The following is a 21,599-nucleotide window of genomic DNA, read 5'->3' as shown; positions in this document are numbered from 1 at the left end:
GGTCACGCACATGGCCGCTGATAGCTTGCGGGCTTCCAGTAGGATAGTTTCCACAATGTCAGTCGTCCGCCGCGTTTCCTCCGCGCCATCTCAGGTACAGCGTCGGGTGCGTGATGCCCGCAGCACCCGGTGGGATGACCATCGCGTCGCAATACGAGCGGAGTTGGTCGATGCGGCCATACGGGCCATCGACCGCCATGGCGTAGGCGTGAGCATGGACGACATTGCTGCGGAGGCAGGCGTGTCTAAACCGAAGCTGTACCGCTACTTCGGCGACAAAGCGGGTCTAAACGGGGCAGTGGCGGCGAAGCTCGGTGCGTTGATGTGGGAGTCGGCGCAAGTCACAATCTTTGCTGAGCAAGATCATGCGTCTGTTGACGATATGATTCGCTCGTCGGTCCAGTCCTACGTCGCGCTGGTTGGGAAACACCCCGTGGTCATCAGGTTCCTTATGGCGAATCACTTGTTTCAGTACTCCGGATCGGGAAATGGTGGAGTTGCTGACCAGTTGAGGTCGGTGATGGAGGTCGTCGCCGATCGGTTCACTGAGAGTCTGCAACGTATTCACTCAGATGCCTCGATCATTCCCTTGGCAGTGGCGTCCATCCTGGGTGCTGGGCTATCTGCGACTCAGTGGTGGATTGACAGCGGTCGTGAGCAAGGGGTCAACGACAGCTATTTCGCCGCACACCTATCGGAGACGACGTGGGGAATTATCAACGGCGCAGGCGCAACAGTAGGCGTTGCCTTCTCACCTGATCTGCCGTTCAGCCATCCCGGTTTCGCGTCCCGCCTCGAAGTGAACTGACCGCGTTTGCAATCAGCCAATCGCCGAACTATCCGTAATCAGTGGCCGCGCGTCACGGGCCCGGGGTGATTGTTGTCAGTCGATCGTGCAGCCCAGGGACGGCGAGCGTTTGATACGACGAACAGCGTACCCGGCAGCATAGTGGACCCGGAGAGGCCGGCGGCGGGAATACAGAGCCAGCGGACACGCCGGGCCAACACCACATAGCAGACCCTCGCCCCGGTTGTCAACGGCCAGTTTGATGTCCCCGCTGGTGGCCAGGTGAAAGTCCCCACCCTGTGCGGGATGTTCTAGGTGGGTGGTACCTCCGTTCGGTGTGTCATGCGGTAGGAGTCGCCGTCGGTGATGACGATGGTGGCGTGGTGTAGGAGCCGGTCGAGGATGCTGGCGGCGGTGGTGTGTTCGGGTAGGAATCGTCCCCATTGTTCGAAGGGCCAGTGGCTGGCGATCGCGAGGGAGCGGCGTTCGTAGGCGCCGGCGACGAGTCGGAACAGTAGTTGGGTGCCGGTGTCGTCGAGTGGTGCGAATCCGATCTCGTCGAGGATGAGCAGATCTTGGCGTAGCAGGGTGTCGATGGTTTTGCCGACGGTGTTGTCGGCCAGGCCGCGATACAGGGTTTCCACGAGGTCGGCGGCGGTGAAGTACCGCACTTTGTGCCCGGCGTGCACTGCGGCGATTGAAACGCCCCGGGTTTGTCGGAGGCTCTCGAATCTGTGAAGGATGGAGAGCATGGCAGCACCACGGAAGTACAGCGTTGAGCTGAAGGAACGGGCGACGCGGATGGCGGTGGAGGCCCGCAAGGACCCAGCCACGCGACCAGGGGCGCTCAAACGGATCGGCGATCAACTCGGTGTGCACCCGGAGGCGCTTCGCACCTGGGTCAAGCAGGCCGAGATCGATGGCGGGGACCGCCCGGGGACCACGACCAGCGAGGCTGAGCGGATCGCGCAGCTGGAACGGGAGAACCGGGAGTTGCGGCGGGCGAACACCATCTTGAAGCAGGCATCAGCTTTCTTTGCGGCGGAGATCGACCGCCCACAGCGTTGATCGTGGAGTTCGTCGCCGCTTTCCGCGACGAACACGGAGTCGATCCGATCTGCGCGGCCCTGCGCGACACGGCCGCCCAGATCGCTCCGTCCACAGTCCGAGCCCATCTGAGCTCTCGACGAGTCGAGGCGCCACGGGTGGTCCGTGACCGCGAGATCCTCGGTGAGATCCGCACCGTGCATGCCGACAATCTCGGCGTCTACGGTGCCCGCAAAGTCCACGCCGAACTACGCAGAAAGGGTATCGGCGTGGCCCGGTGCACCGTCGAGCGGTTGATGAAAGCTGATGGGCTGCAGGGGATAACGAGATCCAAGACGCGGAAGACCACGCACAGCGAGGGGGCCGAAACTCCGCAGCCGGCAGATCGTGTCGAACGGCAGTTCACCGCGGCGGCGCCCAACGCGCTGTGGGTGGCGGACCTGACCTACATCCGCACACACTCGGGGTGGGTGTATGCCGCGTTCATCCTCGACGTCTTCTCAAGGATGGTCGTGGGCTGGCAGGTCTCGACCACCATGCACACCGACCTCGCGCTCGACGCCTTGGATATGGGGTTGTGGGCGCGGTCGCGTGCCGGCCAGGGCGTGGCCGGGCTGATTCACCACTCCGACCGCGGAGTGCGGTATCGAGCCATCCGCTACACCGAACGTCTCGCCGAAGCAGACGCAGTGACTTCTGTTGGCTCCAAGGGTGATTCGTACGACAATGCGATGGCCGAGGCGTTCAACTCGTTGTTCAAGGCCGAGTGTATCCGTAACCCAGTCATGCGCCCTCGCGGTGGCTGGGGCGGTGTCGGCGAGGTCGAGATCGCCGTCGCCGAGTACATCGACTGGTTCAACCACCGCCGCCTGCACGGCGAGATCGGGCACGTCCCACCCGTCGAGTACGAGACCACCTACTGGTCGACCCACACAGTCACCAGCTACCGTGAGAACCCGGTCCCGGCAGTCGCTGGAACCAAGTAAACGAGCCCCCAGCAAACCCGGGGCGATTCAGTGTAAGTGGCCTTACCGCCCTCGGTGTGTCGGGGCAGGAAGGTCGCATCATGACCGACACTCTGGTGGCTGTGGAGCCATCTGATGAACACGATGACGGGATCGTCGAGGTGCCTGCGGACCGCAGCGTCGATGAACTCGAGGTAGCCCGCGAGCTGGTCCGCCAGGCCCGGGAGGCCGGGGTCCGCCTGACCGGTCTGCGATGGGTTGCTCAAAGCGATGACGAAAACGGTGCTCGAGACGGCGCTCGATGAAGAGATGTCGGAGCATCTCGGTTACGACAAGCACGACCAGCGTGGTCGTGGGAGTGGCAACTCGCGCAACGGGTCTCGGTCGAAGAACGTGCTGACTGATGCGTGTGGGCAGGTCGAGATCGATGTCCCCCGGGACCGGGCGGGCACCTTCGAGCCGCAGATCGTGAAGAAGCGCCAACGCCGCTTGACTGATGTGGATGAGGTGGTGTTGTCGTTGTATGCCCGTGGGCTCACCACCGGTGAAATCAGCGCCCATTTCGCCGACATCTACGGTGCTGCGGTTTCCAAAGACACGATCAGCCGGATCACCGACCGGGTGCTCGAAGAGATGGCCACCTGGCATGCCCGTCCGCTCGAACGCGTCTACGCCGCGGTGTTCATCGACGCCATCCATGTCACAATCCGCGATGGGCAGTGAGGTGGGTCCTTCGTAGTGGTCCACCTCATTACGGCCCAGGGTTCTCGGTGGCGTTTGACGTCTGCGGCCCGTCCGGGGTGTCGTCTCCCCCCGTGGTGGCGATGACGGTGATCGCGAGCACCGCTGCGGCAGCGACGCGACCCCAAGAGGCTTCCAGCGGCGCTGCGGGACCACTATTTGGGCTAGCTTGTTGACGAGGGTGCGGGGCTGGGTGAGTGCCGAGTCAGGGGGCTCCACCTGACGACGACAGAGGTGACTCGAGGACCCCACTCCGCATTTGCGGGATGGGGTCCTCGGTGTGAGAGTTCGAGCAGTCTGGAGAGGCTACTTCTTCTTCGGCGGGGCGTTGAGCAGCTGGATGAAGGGCTGGGCGTTGGCGATGGCCGAGCCGAGTCCGCCGATGGCCGTTCCGCCCAGCGACGCGGCCGAACCCAGCAGGATCGCGCCACCGATGCAGCCTGCGAGGGGGCCTGCTCCGAACAGCAAGGCCACCGGGGCGGAGACCACACCCGCAGCGACGGCGCCGAGCAGACACCCACCGACCAGTCCCGTCGCCGCGCCGAGGAAGCCACCCACACTCGCGGTCAGGCCGATGTTGTCCTTCACGCCGGCGACGGCGGCCTGGAGGTCGACGTTGTGGCGAACCGGGTGGCCAGTGGCGAGGTGTTCACCGTCAACGTGGCCGACCGTCCGTGCACATCGGCATTCACCGGATGGGTGAAGTCGTCGACGGCCAGGGTCAGCGGGATGGAGTCCACGTTGTGCCCGTTGCGGTCACGGAGGATGAGTTGGTCACCGGTCTTGACGAATGAACCGGTGTCGGTGGAGACGACGACGCTCGAGTCGTGCCGATCCACCTTCCACTGGGTACTGACCGGGCCTGCGGTGTCGGCATAGGCGGTGCCGGTGGCCACGCCCATGGACGCGATCACCATCGCTGCGGTGGCGAGGATCTTGTTGAACTTCATCGAGTGTGCTTTCTCTCTGTGCCCCAGCGCTTCCTGGGACCACCTTCGGACCGCATGACCGTAGGAGGCCCAGACGACCACTTCGGCGGACGGCAGCGGTCCGACAGGTGAATAGAATGAGAAATGCATTGCAGAACAAGACGAATCGCGTCATCCGGACGCCACCGAGGTGTCGCGTACCGGTCATTCCGGGCGTCGAGCAAAGTTCCTGGCCGCGCCGGACCTCAGCGAGAGATCACGCGGTCTGTTCCGACGCCGGGTCAGGTCCCGTGTCGTCTGGCGGAACCGCGGCTCGTCCGGTGGACGGGACCGGCTCGCGAGACCCATCCGCCGCGGGGCCACGCAACCTTCGCGTCAACTGTCGCAGTGCCCACGCGGGCGACGGCTGCCCGGCGAGCGTCGTCACCGTGCGGTCGGCCCCCGGATGGCCGGCGAGGCGGTTGGCCAGCCAGGACACGGCCATCGGGCCCGACAGCGGCAGCAGCGAGAGGTGCTCGCTGAGCTGATCCCGGACATATGTGACAGGCACGCCCTGCTCGCGATAGCGGCCGACCAGGCGGTCGACATCGGCGACCGCGATGATCGGATCACGCACCGACTGCACGACGAGCAACGGGATTTCCGGGCGACCCATGCCGAGCTGCACGTCGGTCATCATCTCGACGATCTCGCGCTGAGCGAGGACATCGGCCAGCGGGATGTCGAGGTACCGGTCGATGTCGTGGTTACGGAACCGGCGTACCGCGTGCAGCGTCGGCATCTCGGCGATCTCGTCGAGGTGACGACGTCCGGACTCGGTGGCGTGCTGCCGGATCACCTCATCCAGCTGTGGATAAACCCGACTCAGGCCCGCTATCACCATCACCGGCAGGCCGGCGTGCAGAGTCCCGTTGAGTCTCAGGAGCGCGGAGGCCATGTCACCGACCGGCGATCCGAGCACTGCCCCGACGAGTCGCAGTTCCGGTGCGTACTCCGGCGCCATCTCCGCAGCCCACGACGTCGCCATGCCGCCACCGGAGTAACCCCACAACCCGACCGGGGTGTCGTGGGAAAGTCCGTGATCGGTGAAGGCCAGCGCCGCGCGGATGCCGTCGAGGGTGCGGTATCCAGGCTCTCGCGGAGCTCCCCAGGCGCCGAGCATGCCCTCGTGGTCGGGGATCGACACCGCCCAGCCCTTCGCGAGCGCGCGGCGAACCACGAGGAATTCGAAGGGAGCGATGGTGTGCCCGGATCGAGCGCCCTTCCGCAGCGCATACGACGGGAAGCTCTGCGAGGTGACGGCGTCGATCGCGCACTGGAATGACAGCAGCTGGAAGTGTCCGGCACCCGCTCGTCGCCGCGGCAGTACAACCGTGGTGGCAGCCACCCCTGCGACGCCACGAAGGTCCGACGATCGATACAGCAATTGCCACGCATCGGTGCGGTGCTGTGAGGCCCAGTGATCCTTGAGCTCGACCTGCCGACAGCGGATGATCTCTCCGGGGCCGAGGGCAGCCACATCGGCGGGCTCGTCGTAGAACGGATCGCGGGAAGGAAGCAGCAGGTCAACAGGCTCGTACTGTCCTCGATGAACATCGGCGGTCATCGTCAACCTCGTCTCCCGAACGCTTCCGCGTCCTATACCGGATAGTCAACGGATTCGTCACCCACGGCATTCCGGGTGACCTTCGACTTCCCTTCTACGCGGTCCCGGCAGACCCGCCACTGATCGGCAGGATCACCACCCGCGAGGATGCTGGGTCTGGCGAAGATGGGTTGGCTTGCGCATACGAAAAGAGGCCGGACCGCATTTCCGCGATCCGACCTCGTTCACCGTGTGGGCGAAGGGGGACTTGAACCCCCACGTCCCGAAGGACACTGGCACCTGAAGCCAGCGCGTCTGCCATTCCGCCACTCGCCCGTGGCCGCCGGAGTTCCGGCGGGCATGTCGTCGAACTGAGTTCGTCCGGCGACTGGACGACGATAACAGCACCGCGCCCCTACTACAAAACTCGGGTGTCCGCGGGTATTCGACGGGCTGGTGACCTGCGGCACCGGTGACTGGCCAGACCCATGAGGCAGGTGTTACACACGATGCACCAGTTGTCGCGGTGGCACAGTTGTCCGTTCTTGTCGCTATCATCAAACAAGGCCATATGCACGGCGACACGCTCGAATGCCGCGAAAGGAGGTCTCGGTGGGGATCCTGCAACGAATTGAACGCAAGCTCGAAGGCGCTGTTGACGACGGTTTTGCGCGAGTTTTCGGTGGTCAGGTGGCTCCACAGGAGATCGAGAACGGCCTTCAGCGCGAAGCCGAGGAGTCGCTGGAAGATCTCGGCGACGGTACGGTCATTGCGGCCAACAGCTACACACTGCTGTTGAGTCCGAGCGATCACGACCACATCGCTGCGGAATACGAACTGAACCGCAAGACTTTCTCGAAGCATTTGGAACACTTCATCAACGACAACGGGTGGCAGACCTACGGCAAGGTCGTCGTAGAGTTCGAGCAATCGCCATCCCTGCACACTGGGATCTTCCGTGCGCGCGGCACGGTGAACCCTGACGTGCGGCCCCGCCCGGTGCCGTCGCGTTCGGGACGACCAGACGGCGCACCATCGAAGGCCCCCCGCCCACCGGCCGGTCTCCCGGCCCCGAATCCTCGCCCGGCCGCACAAGCTCTTCCCGCCGACGCACCCGACCAAGGAGCCCCCAAGATGACTCAGAACCCCGGATACGACCAGCGCAGGGGCGCCGATCCCGAGTACGACCAGCAGGCCTACGAGCAGCAGGGCTACGGCCAGCAGGCGTATGGACAGCAGGGTTACGACCAGTACGGCCAGCAGTCCGGCTACGAGCAGGGTTACGACCAGCAGGCCTACGGTCAGCAGCCCGCCGGCTACGAGCAGCAGGGTTACGGCCAGCAGCCCGGCTACGGACAGGGTTACGGCCAGCCCGGTTACGACCACCAGGGCTACGGCCAACAGGGCTATGCACAGCCCGGCTACGAACAGCAGGGCTACAGCCAGCAGCCCGGCGGCTACGACCAGGGCTACGGCCAGCCCGGTTACGACCAGCAGGGCTACGGCCAACAGGGCTATGCACAGCCCGGCTACGAACAGCAGGGCTACAGCCAGCAGCCCGGCGGCTACGACCAGGGCTACGGCCAGCAGGGCTACGGCCAGCAGCCCCCGGCCGCCTACGACTACCAGGGTGGCTACGACCAGGGCCAGGCTTACGGTGCGGGACGTCCCGCCGCCGGCTACGCGCCGGCGTCGATCACCCTCCTCCTCGAGGACGGCAGCAACCGCACCTTCCAGCTACACGAGGGTTCCAACGTGATCGGCCGCGGCCAGGACGCGCAGTTCCGCCTGCCCGACACCGGTGTCTCGCGTCGCCATGTGGAGATCCGCTGGGACGGCACCACCGCGATGCTCACCGACCTCAACTCGACCAACGGCACCACCGTCAACGACCTGCAGGTCAACACCTGGGAACTGGCCGACGGCGACCGCATCCGCGTGGGACATTCCGACATCACCGTCCGGTTCCAGTAGTCCCGGAGAACGCCGTTCAGCGCCCGCCGAACACGGGCGGCGGTGGTCGCTGATCGAAGTGATCCGGGCGACTCCGCGGGGGCGGTTGATACTGAACTGTCATATGTGAATGAACGGGTTCCGCTCAACTGCCCATAAGATGCACACGGGGTCCGCCGGTTGCCATCGGCAGTCGAGATCGACACCCGCCCGGTACGGCTTACCGAGTACGACCGATCCGAGATGCGACGGCGCTGGAGGTGAACGCAAGACATGCAGGGCTTGGTGCTGCAACTGACCCGTATCGGGTTCCTGCTGTTGTTGTGGTTGTTCGTCTTTGCTGTGATCCGGACTCTTCGTGCCGACATCGCCTCGGCCGGCGGCATGCGCATCCCGCGTTACTCGGGAGGCGCGGAGAAGCGTCGACGCAGTGGCGGGGTCCGAGGCGCGGCGCGCTATCTGGTCGTCACGCACGGCGCGCTGGCCAACACCCGGATCAGCCTCGGCCAGCAGCCGGTACTGCTCGGTCGCGCCGACGACTCGACCCTGGTCCTCACCGACGACTACGCCTCGGAACGTCACGCGCGACTCTCCAGACGCGGTGACGACTGGTACGTGGAAGACCTCGGCTCCACCAACGGCACCTATCTCGACCGGTCCAAGGTGACGACCGCCGTCAAGGTCCCGCTGAACACGCCGATCCGCATCGGCAAGACCGTGATCGAGTTGCGCCCGTGACACTCGTGTTGCGCTACATCGCGCGCAGCGACCGCGGTCTCGTCCGGTCCAACAACGAGGACTCCTTCTACGCCGGCCCGCGCCTGCTCGCGCTCGCCGACGGCATGGGCGGACACGCGGCCGGTGAGGTCGCGAGTCAACTCGTCATCCGCGCCCTGTCCGAACTCGACGAGGACGAGCCCGGCGGAGACCTGCTGAGCCATCTCAGTCGTGCCACCCGTGCGGGCAACGAGGCCATCGCCGCACAGGTCCACGAGGCCCCCGACCTCGACGGCATGGGCACCACGCTCACCGCCATCCTCTTCGCCGGCAGCCGAATCGGACTGTGCCACATCGGCGATTCACGCGGCTACATGTTCCGCGACGGCGCCCTCACCCAGATCACCCGCGACGACACCTTCGTTCAGACCCTCGTCGACGAGGGCCGGATCACCGCCGAACAGGCGCACACGCATCCGCAACGGTCGTTGATCATGCGTGCCCTGACCGGCTCCGAGGTCGAACCGACACTCACGATGCGCGAGGCACGTGCCGGAGACCGGTACATGCTCTGCAGCGACGGCTTGTCCGACGTCGTGAGCGAGGAGACCCTCGCCGAGACCCTCGGATCCATCGCCGATCCGAAGGAGTGCGCCGACCGACTCATCGAACTCGCGCTGCGCGGCGGCGGCCCGGACAACGTGACCGTCGTCCTCGCCGACGTCGTCGACACCGAGTACGGCGACTCCCGCCCGATCGTCGGCGGTGCCGCCGGGGGCAACGAGGAGTCCTACACCCCCGACCCGGCCACCGCGGCCGGACGCGCCGCCGCGCTGCGTCCGCCGCCCGCCGAGCCGCAGCGCCCCACCGTGCTGACCGAGGCGGAGGAACCGCCGAAGCACAAGAGCACGTGGCGCCGGTGGCTGGCCGTCGGTGTCGCCCTCGCGGTCATCGCGGCACTGGTCGCCGGATTCTTCGTGACGCGGTCCATCGTGCAGAGCAACTACTACGTGGCCGCCGACTCCGACGGCGACGTCGTGATCCACCAGGGTTCACCGGCCGACGTCCTCTTCGTGTCGATGAGCAAGCCCGTCACGCGCGTGTGCGTCGAGGATCTCGACCAGGAGAAGCCGACCTACACCTTCATCCCTTATGACGACACCTGCGAGATCCCGCTCAACGTCGACGATCTGGTGTCCGGACCGGCCCAGTCGGTGAAGAACGTGATGATCCGTGACCGCAGCGCCGAGGAGATCGAGGGCGTGGTGACCAAGGAGCTCACCTTCCGCTGCGACAACGCTCCCTCGGCGACTCCCCCACCGCCCCCGTCCTCGGCGACTCCCCCGCCCCCTGCGTCGAGCGCGCCGCCCGCTCCGCGCGCCACTGCTGCACCGTCCGGCATCCCGCAGCGAGGCGCCACCGAGTCGGTGGCCCCGCCCGCCCCGGACGCCGCACCCGCCGAGAAGCCCGCACCTCCAGAGGACGCCGGTACCAGCTGCCGGCAGCAGGTGAGATGACTCAAGCCGCGCCCGCCCCGCACGCCCCGCCTCGCGAGCCCGCGACGAGCACCGGCCGGAACGCCGAGCTGCTCCTGCTGGTGTTCGCCATCGGCCTGGTGACGGTCGCCCTGCTCATCGTCCAGGCCGCCCAGGGCCAGAACCTGACGTGGGACATCTTCAAGTACGTCGCCGCGTACACGGCGCTGTTCGGGATCGCCCACCTCGTCGTCCGACGCTATGCGCCGCACGCCGACCCAATCCTGCTGCCGGTCGTCGCCGTGCTCAACGGGCTGGGTCTGGTGCTGATCCACCGCCTCGACCTCGGGTCGGGCAACACCGGCGAGTCGATCAACCCCACCCAGGCGACGAACAACGCCGATCAGCAGCTGCTGTGGGCCGGCCTGGGCATCATCGCGTTCTCCGCGGTGCTGATCCTCATCCGCGATCACCGCACGCTGTCGCGGTACGCCTACACCCTCGGCCTCGGTGGACTGGTCTTCCTGATCATCCCGGCGATCCTGCCCAGCGCGTTCTCGGAGATCAACGGCTCCAAGAACTGGATCATCACGCCGTTCTTCTCGATCCAGCCGAGCGAGTTCTCGAAGATCCTGATCATCATCTTCGCCGCGGCGGTCCTGGTGTCGAAGCGCGATCTGTTCATCACCGCGGGCCCGCATGTCCTCGGCGTCGATCTCCCGCGCGCCCGTGACCTCGGTCCGCTGCTCGCCGCATGGGCGATCGCGATCGCGGTGATGGTCGTCCAGAAGGACCTCGGCACGTCGTTGCTGATCTTCGCGACGATCCTGACGATGCTCTACGTCGCCACCTCGCGGGTGGAATGGCTGGTGCTCGGCATCGGGCTGTTCGCAATCGGTGCGGTCGTCGCGTGGTCGATCTTCTCCCACCTGCAGACCCGTGTCTCGGTGTGGCTCAACCCCTTCGAGGACTTCGACGGCTCCGGCTACCAGATCGGTCAGAGTCTGTTCGGCCTGGCCACGGGCGGTCTGTTCGGCACCGGCCTCGGATCCGGACGACCCAACATCGTGCCGTTCGCCAACACCGACTTCATCATCTCGACCATCGGCGAGGAGCTCGGCCTCGCCGGCCTGACCGCGATCCTGCTGCTGTACATGGTGTTCATCCACCGCGGCCTGCGCACCGGCATCGCCGTGCGCGACAGCTTCGGCAAGCTCCTCGCGACGGGCCTGGCGTTCACCATCGCGATGCAGGTCTTCGTCGTCGTCGGCGGTGTCACCAAGCTGATCCCGCTGACCGGTCTGACGACGCCGTTCCTGTCGTACGGCGGCTCGTCGCTCCTGGCGAACTACATCCTCGTCGCGCTGCTGATCCGGATCTCGAACGCCGCCCGCGAACCCGATCCGGTCAAGAAGCGTCCGGCGGCCAAGCCGGTCGACGCGCTGCCCACCCAGGTGGTGAAGCGCAAATGAACAAGCCGATCCGCAATGTGTCGCTCGCGGTGATCGTGATGATCGTCGCGCTGCTGGCCAACGCCACCTACGTGCAGGTGTTCAAGGCCGATGCCCTGAAGACCGACCCGCGCAACAACCGGGTCCTGCTCGACGAGTACTCGCGCCAGCGTGGCCTGATCACGACCGCCGACGGCACCGTGATCGCGCTGTCGGTGCCCATCGACAGCCGGCTGAAGTTCCTGCGTCAGTACCCGCGGGAGGGTGCCGAGGCCTTCGCGGCGGTCACCGGTTACTACTCGTTCCAGTACCTCGCGAACCAGATCGAGCACTACGAGAACTCGATCCTCAACGGCTCCGACGACCGGCTGTTCGGTCAGCGGTTCATGGACATGTTCTCCGGCCGCGACCCGCGGGGCGGCAACGTCGTCACCACGATCAACCCGAAGGTGCAGCAGGCCGCTTACCGCGCCATGCTCAACGGGCCGTGCGACGGGCCGTGCCGCGGCGCGGTGGTGGCGCTGCAGCCCAACACCGGCAAGATCCTGGCGATGGTCTCGACCCCGAGCTACGACCCCAACAAGCTGGCCAGCCACGACCAAGATGTCCGCGAGAGCAGCTGGGAGGCGTGGAACCGTCCCGGCGACACCGCGCAGCCGATGCTCAACCGCGCGATCAGCCAGCTGTACCCGCCGGGATCGACCTTCAAGGTCGTCACCTCGGCGGCCGCCCTGCGGGACAACATCACCCCGGGCATCCGTCTCACCGCGGCGCCGAGCTTCCCGCTGCCGGGCACCAACGTGTCGCTGCCGAACTACGGCGGCGAGACCTGCCCCGGTTCCTCGGGCGGGACCGTGTCGCTGGAGACGGCGTTCAAGTACTCGTGCAACACCGCGTTCGCCGAGCTGGTGACCGAGAAGATGTCGGACGCGATCCCCAAGTTCACCGAGACCGCGAGCCTGTTCGGTCTCGATCAGCCCGGCCCGGACATCCCGATGCCGGTCGTCGACTCGACCGTGGGCCCGATCCCGTCGCTCGATGTCCTCGCACAGGCATCCATCGGACAGCGGGACGTGCGGCTGACGCCGCTGCAGAACGCCATGATCGCGGCGACCGTCGCCAACGGAGGGGTGCGAATGCAGCCGTACCTGGTCGATAAGCTTCAATCAGCTGATCTGCGCACGTTGCAGACCACACCGCCGACCACCGCCAACAAGCCCATCACGCCCGAACAGGCGGCTGAGCTGACCTCGATGATGATCGAGTCCGAGCGCTCCACCTCGGGTGCCGGCGGGCCGGTGACGATCGCGTCGAAGACCGGCACCGCCGAGAGCGGTTCCAGCACCGACACCCCGTACTCCTGGTACATCGCGTTCGGACCTTCGTCGAACGCGCAGATCGCGGTGGCCGTGGTGGTGGAGAATGGACAATTCGGTGCGGACTCGGTCGGTGGGACCGTGGCGGCGCCGATCGGACGAGAAGTGATCAATTCGCTGGTGGGAGGTGGCAGTCGATGACCCTGCAGAACGGCACCACCATCGGTGATCGTTACCGGCTCATCCGTCTGATCGCTACGGGCGGTATGGGCCAGGTGTGGGAAGCCCTCGACACGCGGCTCAACCGTCGTGTCGCGGTGAAGGTCCTCAAGGCCGAGTACACCAACGACCCGGAGTTCATCGCACGGTTCCGTGCGGAGGCCCAGACGACGGCGAAACTCAACAACCCGGGCATCGCCAACGTCTTCGACTACGGCGAGACCCCGGACTACAACGGCGGCGATCCGCTGGCCTATCTGGTGATGGAACTGGTCGACGGCGAGCCGTTGAACTCGGTGATCTCCCGACTCGGTCGGCTGTCGCTGACCAACACGCTCGACATGCTCGAGCAGACCGGCCGGGCGTTGCAGGCCGCGCACAGCCAGGGTCTGGTGCACCGCGACGTCAAGCCGGGCAACATCCTCATCACGCCGGCCGGCCAGGTCAAGATCACCGACTTCGGCATCGCCAAGGCCGTGGACTCCGCCCCGGTCACCAAGACCGGGATGGTGATGGGCACCGCCCAGTACATCTCTCCCGAGCAGGCCACCGGTGACGAGGCGACCGCCGCGTCGGACGTGTACTCGCTCGGCGTCGTCGGCTACGAGGCCCTCACCGGCCGCCGACCGTTCCTGGGCGACGGTGCGATCACCGTCGCGATGAAGCACATCCGTGAATCGCCGCCGCCGCTGCCGCCCAACCTGCCGTCGGGTGTCCGCGAGCTCATCGAGATCACGATGGCCAAGGATCCGCGCCAACGCTATGCGAACGGCGGCGAGTTCGCCGACGCGGTGGCCGCCGTCCGGGCAGGTCGCCGACCCCCGCGTCCGGGAGCCATCGCCGGTGCCGCAGCAGGTGCCGCCGGTGCCGCGGCGCTGGGCAACACCGTCGCGACCCGCGCCACCACGGCGCCGGGTACCGCATCACGTCCCGTGACCCCGCGTCCGACGTCCCGCACCGCGGTCGCACCTCCGCCGGACAACAGTTGGACCACCGGGCAGAAGGTTCTCGCCGGTGTCGCCGCAGCCCTGCTGGTCGGTGCGATCGGCCTGATCGGCTTCTACCTGGTCAGCAGCGGTGGCAACGATGCCTCCCCGACTGCACCGTCGACCTCGTCGGCGGTCACCCGGACCACCACCGTGGTCCCGACCCAGGAACCCGACGAGACCACGACCACGCGACGTCCGACCCGCACGACCACGAGCGAGGAGACGACGACCACCAGCGAGCAGACGACGGAGACCACCGCGCCCGGTCCGCCGACGACCACCGACGACACGACGGACACCGGTGCCGCCACCGGCACCCCGTGCTTCCCCGGCGTGCCGTTCCCCCTGTGTTAGGTCACCGCGCCATGCTGATACCACCCCCGACGACCCGCTGAGCCGAGATCCCAGGCTGACCCGAGGCAGATGACGACACCACACCACCTCTCCGACCGCTACGAACTCGGCGAAACGCTGGGTTTCGGTGGCATGTCCGAGGTGCACTATGCCCGCGACCTGGTGTTGCACCGGGACGTGGCGATCAAGGTGTTGCGCGCCGACCTCGCGCGCGATCCGTCGTTCTACCTGCGCTTCCGGCGTGAGGCCCAGAACGCGGCGAAGCTGAACCACCCGACGATCGTCCAGGTCTTCGACACCGGCGAGGCCGAGACCGAGGACGGTCCGCTGCCGTTCATCGTCATGGAGTACGTCGACGGCGACACCCTGCGAGACGTGTTGCGCGCCAACGGTCCGATCGCGCCGCGGCAGGCGATGACGTGGATGGCCGATGTCGCCGCCGCGATGGACTTCTCGCACCGCAACGGCATCGTGCACCGAGACATGAAGCCGGCGAACGTGATGATCGACAAGTCCGGCGCGGTGAAGGTGATGGACTTCGGCATCGCGCGCGCGATGAGCGACTCCACGTCGACGATGACGCAGACCTCCGCCGTCATGGGCACCGCCCAGTACCTGTCGCCCGAGCAGGCCCGCGGCATCAAGGTCGACCCGCGCAGCGACATCTACTCGATGGGCTGCGTGCTGTTCGAGCTGCTCACCGGGGAGCCGCCGTTCACCGGTGATTCGCCGGTCGCGGTCGCCCACCAGCACGTGCACGAGGACCCGCCGTGGCCGTCGCATGTGCGTCCCGACATCCCGCGCGAGCTCGACTCGATCGTGCTCAAGGCGATGAGCAAGAACAAGGACAACCGGTACCAGTCGGCCGCCGATCTGCGCGCCGACCTGATCCGGGTGCTCGCCGGCGGCAAGCCGTCGGCACCGATGCTGCTCACCGACGAGGAACGCACCGAGTTCATCGACACCGGCCCCCGACGCCCCGTCCGGTCGGAAACGACCGGACCGCGGCGCGCCATCCCCGCCCGTGCCGGTGGGAGCCACCGACGCGACGCCGACTACCGGTCCGACTCCGACGACGATCCGCCGCGTCGGCGGTCCCGCCGGCTGATGGCCGGCGCGATCGCCGCGGTCGTGCTGCTGGTCGGAACGCTCTTCCTGTGGTCTCCGTGGAGTTCGGGCTCCGATCCCGACGTCAGCGTGCCCGCGGTCGCCGGACTGAGTTCCGAGGATGCGCAGTCGGCCCTCGAACGAGCCGGTTTCGAGGTGCGTGTCCTCGAGGAACCCAGCCTCGACGTCGGGCCGGGTCTCGCAACCCGCTCGACGCCCGGCGAGGGTGTGCTGGCGGCCGAGGGCTCCGAGGTCGCGCTGTACATCTCGACCGGTCCGCAACGGCACCGGATACCGTCCGACCTGGTCGGCAAGACTCCGGCCGAAGCCCTGGATGCCCTCAAGGTGCTCGGGTTCACCAACGTCAAGACCGAACGTGTGGATTCGACCGTCGACATGAAGGACAAGGTCGTGTCGACCGCGCCGAAGATCGGCACCGAGGTGCCCGTCAACGGACCGGTGGTCCTCAACGTGGGCAACGGCCCCAGGGAGATCACGGTCCGCGACGTCATCGGCATGCCGGCCGACCGCGCCCGCGCGGTCCTCGAAGAGCTCGGCATGACGGTCGACGAGGTGGCGGTCGACTCCGACCAGCGCGCAGGCGAGGTCCTCTCCACCTCTCCCGGTCCCGGTTCGACGGCCGAGCAGGGCAGCACGGTGCAGATCTCGGTGTCTCGGGGCAACCTGTTCACCGTCCCGAGCCTGCGCGGTAAGACACCCGCCGAGGCCCAGGCATCCCTGGAACAGGCCGGCTGGGAACGGTCGACGCTGACGCGTCAGACGCGGAACGTGCCGCTGAACAGTCCCGACAACGGACGGGTCGTCGGACAGGAACCGCCGGCGGGCTCGAAGGCGCGCAAGAGCGGCGCGGTCACGATCATCATCGGCCAGGCCAGCCTGCTGCCGAACTAGAGCGGCCGCCGGCTCCCCGGGGTGCGAGCGAAGCGCCGCGCTCCTCGCACCTCAGACACCAGTGGATCGGCGCTCAGCCGACCGCGCCGGCCATCTCCGCTTCGAGCGCCGCGACGCGCGCCTCGTCGATCTCGATGCCGCACGTCTTGAGCCAGTTGGCGAGCATCCGGTGCCCGCCCTGGGTCAGGACGCTCTCCGGGTGGAACTGGACGCCGTGGATCGGCAGCTCGCGGTGGGCCATCGCCATGACGATGCCCGACTCGGTGCGTCCGGTGACGACGAGTTCGTCCGGGATGGTCTCGGGCAGCACCGTCAGCGAGTGGTAGCGGGTCGCGGTGAACGGATCCGGCAGGCCCGCGAGCACACCCTTGTCGTCGTGGAAGACCAGCGACGTCTTGCCGTGCAGGAGTTCCGGTGCGCGGTCGACGGTTCCGCCGAACGCGGCACCGATCGCCTGATGACCCAGGCAGACACCCAGCAGCGGGAGTGCCTCGGCGGCGGCCACCTCGACCATCGGCATCGTCGCGCCCGCGCGCTGCGGGGTTCCGGGTCCGGGGCTGAGCAGCACCCCGTCGAATCCCGAGACCGCCTCACGCAGATGTTCGGCATCGAACGGGGTGAGCCGGGGGTCGTCGTTGCGCCACACGACGGCCTCGACGCCGAGCTGACCCAGGTATTGGACCAGGTTGTAGACGAAGCTGTCGTAGTTGTCGATGACCAGGATGCGACTCACGCAGAAAAGGCTACCGCCGAAAGCGGGTACCTCGGTCAGCGACCTGGTGAGATACCGTAGAAGTCGAGTGTTTCCGAACCCGGACCGATCGTCCACACGACGTTCGGACTCCCGGGCACGCGTACGACCGCTGCTGCGGTACAGCACAACAGAGGATGTCATGCCGAAGTCAAAAGTCCGGAAGAAGACCGACTACACGATCAACGCCGCGAGTAGGACTCCGGTCAAGGTCAAGGCCGGAGCTTCCAGCACCATCTACGTGAGCGTGATGCTCGGCCTGATGCTCCTCGGGCTCGCCTGGCTCGTCGTCTACTACCTCGCCGCCACCCCGACCGCGTACGGCGCCGAGGGTCAGGTCCTCCACTGGATGGCCGAGCTCAACTCCTGGAACTTCCTCATCGGGTTCTCCCTCATGGTGGCCGGCCTGTTGATGACCATGCGGTGGCGCTGATCCGATTCACGATCATTTTCGCGTGTCACGCTCTGAGCTGCGAAAACACATGTGTGTAAGTTGTCCACACTGTGGAAATAACATGTGTGTAAGTAGTCCCCACTGTGAGTAACTCCTGTGGATAACTCTGCCGACCCATCCACGCACGCATGGTCGACGCCGGTCGGTGCGGGTATCGCGGGCTGCATCGGCGGCGTGATTCTGCTCGGCGGCGCGGTCGTGGTGTCCAACGACCCCGCCGGATCAGTGCTCATGGGGATCGCCGGCGTGCTGCTGGTCGCGCTGGGCGTCTACACGCTTCTGGTCCGGCCGCGGCTCGAACTCTCCGCGGGACGCCCGGCGACGCTGACCGTGCGCGGTCTGACCGGACGACGCAGCTACACACCCGACCGCGTCGAACGCATCCGCCTGCTGTCGATGCGCCGCGTCGGGCGCCGGGTGGGACAGCTCGAGATCGACGTCCTGGACGACGACGCCGACACCTTTCGTCGGGATGACGGATCCGCGGGACCGCGCGCCGACACCCGGCTGCTCGTCTTCAGCCGCTGGGATCTCGGTACCGACCTCATGTCGGTGGTCGACGCACTCCGCGCAGCGGGATTCCACGTCGACGATGACCGCTGACCGGGCCGGCTCTCGACGCCTGGCCCGTCAGCGGATGTAGGTCAGTCCGTCGTAGGTGATCCCGCCGGCGACCCCCAGGCCGAGCGCGACGACGGCCAGCGCGGCGAGCGCGATCCAGCCGACCCGGCTGGCCGCCTCCGGGGTCCGACGCCTCTCCGGCAGGACCATTCCCGGGAGATAGACGATGGCGGCGGTGGCCGCGGCGCCGAAGGCGAGTCCACCGAGGTGCCCGAGGACCGAGATCCCGGGCAGCGAGAACGACAGCACCACGTTGAACCCGATGATCAACAGGACGGGCACCGGCGAGACGCGGGCCTTGAGGATGACCACCAGCATCGCGCCCATCAGGCCGTAGATGGCGCCCGAGGCGCCTGCGGTGAGGGCGCGATCGTTCTCGAAGAGCATGACGGCGGCACTGCCGCCCAACAGTGCGATCAGATAGACCGCGAGGTAGCGGGACATTCCCAGCGCGAGCTCGAGGTCGCGGCCCAGGATGTAGAGCGAGAGCATGTTGACGGCCACGTGCATCACGCTGAAGTGCAGGAAGCCGGACGTCAGCAGGCGCCAGTACTCACCGGCGGCGACGTCGCTCTTGAGGAGATCTCCGGAGCTGAATATGGTGGCGGCCCCGGGGTCGCCGAAGCTGCCCGCCTGAACGGCGCACAGCAGGAAGATCAGGATGTTGATCCCGATCAGGGTGTAGGTGACGTACGGCTTGCCCGCGGACAGGCGAGTGGTCGCCATCCGTCGCACTCCGCGGTCACCGAAGGCCGGCGTCTGTTGGAAGCCCCTCTGAACGCCACTGTCCCGAAGACATTCGAGACAGTGCTGGCCGACCGACGCCGGTCGAAGGCAGTCCGGACACGCCGGCCGCCCGCACCGGCTGCAGGACAGGCCGGTGGGGCGGTCGGGATGCCGGTAACACACCGCCCGTTGCGGGACGGTGTGTTCCGGAGAAGTCAGTTGACCTCGATCTTCTCGATGACGACGGCGTCGAGCGGACGATCCTGACGATCGGTCGACGTGGTCGCGATGGCGTCGACGACCTGCTGCGACTCGGGGTCGGTGACCTCGCCGAAGATGCTGTGGCGACGGTTGAGGTGCGGGGTCGGGCCGACGGTGATGAAGAACTGCGAGCCGTTGGTGCCCGGGCCGGCGTTGGCCATGGCCAGCAGGTACGGACGGTCGAACTGAAGCTCGGGGTGGAACTCGTCACCGAACTGGTAGCCGGGACCGCCCATGCCGGTGCCGGTCGGGTCGCCGCCCTGGATCATGAAGCCGGCGATCACACGGTGGAAGACCGAGCCGTCGTAGAACGGGCCGGAGTTGCCGCCGGATGCGTTCGGCTTGCTGTAATCCTTGCTTCCGTCGGCCAGGCCGACGAAGTTCTCGACGGTCTTGGGCGCGTGGTTCGGGAACAGGTCGACCTTGATGGCGCCGCGGTTGGTGTGGATGACTGCGGAGGTTTTCTGAGTGGTCACCCCTCCATCCAACCACTTGTGCAGTTTTCAATGGTCAAGACGTGGCTCTCGACCGCACATGCGCGCGCAGGGTCACATCGCCGGAGGTGGCATCGGCGGGGGCCGGGCTGGCAGTCTGGTCGACATGCCGAAGAACTACCTCGTCGCCGCGTTGGCTGTGCTCGCAGCGGCGCTCACCGCCGGTGTCGGCGCTGTCATCCTGCGTCGTGCACGTCAGGATCCGCCGCCGGTCTCGCCGACCGTTCCCCGCGTCGAAGAGGTCCGTGAGGCCCTCGCGGAGAGCACGGAATCACAGGCCTCGTGACGACACCGCCGACGGTCGATCCGGGCGCCGGCGGCATCCACAGGTAATTTGAACACGTGACCTCAGACGACGAGCGCTCTCCGAACACGCCCACTTCCCTCGGTGGCGCGTCCGAGCGGGCACGCGAGCTGTGGTCGATGTCCGACGACGCGAAGCCCCGCGACCCCGAACCCGCCCGGCCCGGTCCGACCGGCCCCGGTTCTTCGGGCCCGGCTCCCACCGGTGGATCCCACGGCACCGCGCCCTGGGAGCGCGTACCGAGCGCGCCGATCAGCGCTCCCTCCCCGCCCCGCGGACGCGACCTGCCCGATTCGGGACGACCCGGCCCTCGCGGGCCCTTGCCGCCCGCGCCCGGTGGTCCGGCAGGCCCGGCATCGTCTCAGCGACCCGGTCCCCCGCCCGGCGGTCCCCGTCCGCCCGGTCCGGGCGGCCCCGGTCAGCCCGCCGGCCCCCGTCCGCAGCCTCCCCCGCGTCCGGCCGGCGCCTACACGACCGGCCCACGTCCGCGACCGGTTCCCGGCAGTTCGCCGGGCAACCCCGGACCGATGAATCCAGCCGGTCGCCCCCCGGCCGGACACCGCCCACCGCCGGGTACCAATCCTGTTGCGTCACAAGGGAATCTGCCACAGGGCAATCCGACGCAGAGGACCGGCGTTCCGGGACCCGACGCCCTCGGTGCCCGTCCGGGACCGGCACCGTCGCGGCCGGAACCTCCCCGGTCACGCCCTGCTGCGCTCGACGACGAGACCCGACGTTCCGACGCGGCCGACGCCACCATGTTCGTCAAGCCGCCGGCCGCTTCGGCAGCCCCCGCCAAGCAACACGACGACGAGACGCCCGGCTCCGACCACCACACGGTCTTCACACCCGTGTCCCAGGCCTACTCTGCAGACAACAACTCAGCATTCGAGGACGATCCGGAGGACAACGTGGCTCCCCAGTCCGGCCCACGCCTCAATCGCCTGGCCGTGTGGGCCCTGATCCTCTCGGGGCTCGGCATCACGTTCCCCATCGGACTCGTGCTCGGCTACCGCGCCCGTGGCCAGATCAGACGCACCCGGGGACAGTCCGGTCTGCCGTTCGCCGACGTCGCGATCTGGCTGGGCTGGGCGTACCTCGGCGTGTTGGTGTTCGGCCTGCTGATCTACAGCTGGATTCTCTTCGCCGCCTGACCCGCACCCGGCCGGTGCCGCAACCTTCGTGACCCCGGTCACAGTCGGTACGGCACGAATTCGCCGATCGGAGATCGCAGATCGGCACCGAATCGCAATCTGTTTCGGTAGGAAGATCTGATAGCCGAAAAGGGTCTCCACCCAGCACGTTCCCGGTCCAGGTGAGCCGCTGGGTCGCGACGACCCGATGCCGACGCGCGTGAACGTACTCGCGCGTAATGGCTTCGGTCCGCAACTATCGACCTGTTGAACCACCTCGCGTGTGCCGAACACATCCTCGGCACGAC

17 protein-coding genes, 1 tRNA gene, 4 pseudogenes and 1 other annotated feature are annotated in these 21,599 nt (G+C 67.0%); of the genes and pseudogenes, 14 read left to right on the top strand and 8 right to left on the bottom strand.

Annotation, left to right across the window (positions count from 1 at the left end; translation table 11 throughout):
- Positions 1-58 precede the first annotated feature (58 nt).
- Positions 59-199 carry a hypothetical protein gene (locus GKZ92_RS23610; protein WP_230461868.1) on the bottom strand — a complete coding sequence of 47 codons (141 nt, stop codon included), beginning with the start codon at positions 197-199 and terminating at the stop codon, positions 59-61.
- A gap of 15 nt (positions 200-214) precedes the next feature.
- Between GKZ92_RS23610 and GKZ92_RS00205 the strand changes: the two genes are divergently transcribed.
- Positions 215-808, top strand: coding sequence for a TetR/AcrR family transcriptional regulator (locus GKZ92_RS00205; protein WP_230461977.1), 594 nt, complete (start codon positions 215-217; stop codon positions 806-808).
- Positions 809-1,098: 290 nt separating this feature from the next.
- On the opposite strand, the pseudogene GKZ92_RS00200 reads toward GKZ92_RS00205, so the two are convergent.
- Positions 1,099-1,494: pseudogene (locus GKZ92_RS00200) on the bottom strand (ATP-binding protein); the annotation flags it as partial.
- A 43-nt stretch (positions 1,495-1,537) separates the two neighbouring features.
- On the opposite strand from GKZ92_RS00200, the pseudogene GKZ92_RS00195 reads away from it, so the two are divergent.
- Both GKZ92_RS00195 and GKZ92_RS00190 read left to right on the top strand, forming a co-directional pair.
- Positions 1,538-2,820: pseudogene (locus GKZ92_RS00195) on the top strand (IS3 family transposase).
- Positions 1,816-1,944 (top strand) — a sequence feature (AL1L pseudoknot). Its footprint overlaps the pseudogene before it by 129 nt.
- A gap of 80 nt (positions 2,821-2,900) precedes the next feature.
- Positions 2,901-3,519 (top strand): annotated as a pseudogene (locus GKZ92_RS00190) (IS256 family transposase); the annotation flags it as partial.
- Between the two features lie 327 nt (positions 3,520-3,846).
- Here the strand turns inward: GKZ92_RS00190 and GKZ92_RS00185 are convergent.
- The 3 genes and pseudogenes from GKZ92_RS00185 to GKZ92_RS00175 form a co-directional block, all read right to left on the bottom strand.
- Positions 3,847-4,490, bottom strand: a pseudogene (locus GKZ92_RS00185) (hypothetical protein).
- Between the two features lie 235 nt (positions 4,491-4,725).
- Positions 4,726-6,075 (bottom strand): lipase family protein, encoded by a 1,350-nt coding sequence (locus tag GKZ92_RS00180; RefSeq protein ID WP_155224887.1) that lies wholly within the window; start codon positions 6,073-6,075, stop codon positions 4,726-4,728.
- A 232-nt stretch (positions 6,076-6,307) separates the two neighbouring features.
- Positions 6,308-6,390, bottom strand: a tRNA-Leu gene (locus GKZ92_RS00175).
- Positions 6,391-6,666: 276 nt separating this feature from the next.
- Here GKZ92_RS00175 and GKZ92_RS00170 point away from each other — a divergent pair.
- The 7 genes from GKZ92_RS00170 (at position 6,667) to pknB (ending at position 16,547) form a co-directional block, all read left to right on the top strand.
- Entirely contained in the window at positions 6,667-8,028 is a 1,362-nt protein-coding gene (locus GKZ92_RS00170; RefSeq protein WP_155224886.1) for a DUF3662 and FHA domain-containing protein, read from the top strand.
- Positions 8,029-8,280: 252 nt separating this feature from the next.
- Positions 8,281-8,745 carry an FHA domain-containing protein FhaB/FipA gene (locus GKZ92_RS00165; RefSeq protein ID WP_005200436.1) on the top strand — a complete coding sequence of 155 codons (465 nt, stop codon included), beginning with the start codon at positions 8,281-8,283 and terminating at the stop codon, positions 8,743-8,745.
- Positions 8,742-10,241, top strand: coding sequence for a PP2C family protein-serine/threonine phosphatase (locus GKZ92_RS00160; protein ID WP_006361199.1), 1,500 nt, complete (start codon positions 8,742-8,744; stop codon positions 10,239-10,241). The genes GKZ92_RS00165 and GKZ92_RS00160 overlap by 4 nt, the downstream gene beginning before the upstream one ends.
- Entirely contained in the window at positions 10,238-11,671 is a 1,434-nt protein-coding gene (locus GKZ92_RS00155) for an FtsW/RodA/SpoVE family cell cycle protein (RefSeq protein ID WP_006361198.1), read from the top strand. Before GKZ92_RS00160 ends, GKZ92_RS00155 begins: the two co-directional genes overlap by 4 nt.
- On the top strand, positions 11,668-13,167 hold the full coding sequence (locus tag GKZ92_RS00150; RefSeq protein WP_006361197.1) for a peptidoglycan D,D-transpeptidase FtsI family protein: 1,500 nt from the start codon (positions 11,668-11,670) through the stop codon (positions 13,165-13,167). The genes GKZ92_RS00155 and GKZ92_RS00150 overlap by 4 nt, the downstream gene beginning before the upstream one ends.
- Positions 13,164-14,528, top strand: a complete 1,365-nt coding sequence (locus tag GKZ92_RS00145; RefSeq protein WP_035753874.1) for a protein kinase domain-containing protein — start codon at positions 13,164-13,166, stop codon at positions 14,526-14,528. The genes GKZ92_RS00150 and GKZ92_RS00145 overlap by 4 nt, the downstream gene beginning before the upstream one ends.
- Before the next feature lie 69 nt (positions 14,529-14,597).
- Complete coding sequence (pknB, locus tag GKZ92_RS00140) at positions 14,598-16,547, top strand: Stk1 family PASTA domain-containing Ser/Thr kinase (RefSeq protein WP_006361195.1); 1,950 nt, start codon at positions 14,598-14,600, stop codon at positions 16,545-16,547.
- A 73-nt stretch (positions 16,548-16,620) separates the two neighbouring features.
- On the opposite strand, the gene GKZ92_RS00135 is transcribed toward pknB, so the two are convergent.
- Positions 16,621-17,280, bottom strand: a complete 660-nt coding sequence (locus GKZ92_RS00135) for an aminodeoxychorismate/anthranilate synthase component II (protein ID WP_006361194.1) — start codon at positions 17,278-17,280, stop codon at positions 16,621-16,623.
- A gap of 160 nt (positions 17,281-17,440) precedes the next feature.
- Here GKZ92_RS00135 and crgA point away from each other — a divergent pair, with 160 nt between their 5' ends.
- Together crgA and GKZ92_RS00125 are read left to right on the top strand one after the other, a co-directional pair.
- Complete coding sequence (gene crgA, locus GKZ92_RS00130) at positions 17,441-17,731, top strand: cell division protein CrgA (RefSeq protein WP_006361193.1); 291 nt, start codon at positions 17,441-17,443, stop codon at positions 17,729-17,731.
- A gap of 117 nt (positions 17,732-17,848) precedes the next feature.
- Positions 17,849-18,355 carry a PH domain-containing protein gene (locus GKZ92_RS00125; protein WP_035753877.1) on the top strand — a complete coding sequence of 169 codons (507 nt, stop codon included), beginning with the start codon at positions 17,849-17,851 and terminating at the stop codon, positions 18,353-18,355.
- Positions 18,356-18,382: 27 nt separating this feature from the next.
- On the opposite strand, the gene GKZ92_RS00120 is transcribed toward GKZ92_RS00125, so the two are convergent.
- Together GKZ92_RS00120 and GKZ92_RS00115 are read right to left on the bottom strand one after the other, a co-directional pair.
- Entirely contained in the window at positions 18,383-19,099 is a 717-nt protein-coding gene (locus GKZ92_RS00120) for a rhomboid family intramembrane serine protease (RefSeq protein WP_035753878.1), read from the bottom strand.
- Positions 19,100-19,314: 215 nt separating this feature from the next.
- A complete protein-coding gene (locus GKZ92_RS00115; RefSeq protein WP_005200422.1) occupies positions 19,315-19,836 on the bottom strand; it encodes a peptidylprolyl isomerase in 522 nt (173 codons plus the stop codon).
- A gap of 124 nt (positions 19,837-19,960) precedes the next feature.
- Between GKZ92_RS00115 and GKZ92_RS00110 the strand changes: the two genes are divergently transcribed.
- Both GKZ92_RS00110 and GKZ92_RS23605 read left to right on the top strand, forming a co-directional pair.
- The gene (locus GKZ92_RS00110; protein ID WP_035754030.1) at positions 19,961-20,140 is read left to right on the top strand and encodes a hypothetical protein; all 180 of its coding nucleotides are present in this window, start codon (positions 19,961-19,963) and stop codon (positions 20,138-20,140) included.
- A 56-nt stretch (positions 20,141-20,196) separates the two neighbouring features.
- Positions 20,197-21,312 carry a DUF4190 domain-containing protein gene (locus tag GKZ92_RS23605; RefSeq protein WP_230461866.1) on the top strand — a complete coding sequence of 372 codons (1,116 nt, stop codon included), beginning with the start codon at positions 20,197-20,199 and terminating at the stop codon, positions 21,310-21,312.
- Positions 21,313-21,599: the final 287 nt, after the last annotated feature.

This window comes from Gordonia sp. 135 (assembly GCF_009720185.1).
In the GTDB taxonomy this organism is placed as follows: Bacteria; Actinomycetota; Actinomycetes; order Mycobacteriales; family Mycobacteriaceae; genus Gordonia; species Gordonia alkanivorans.
Note: the sequence above shows the minus strand (reverse complement) of the source record. Positions and strands in the feature narration are given on the sequence as shown.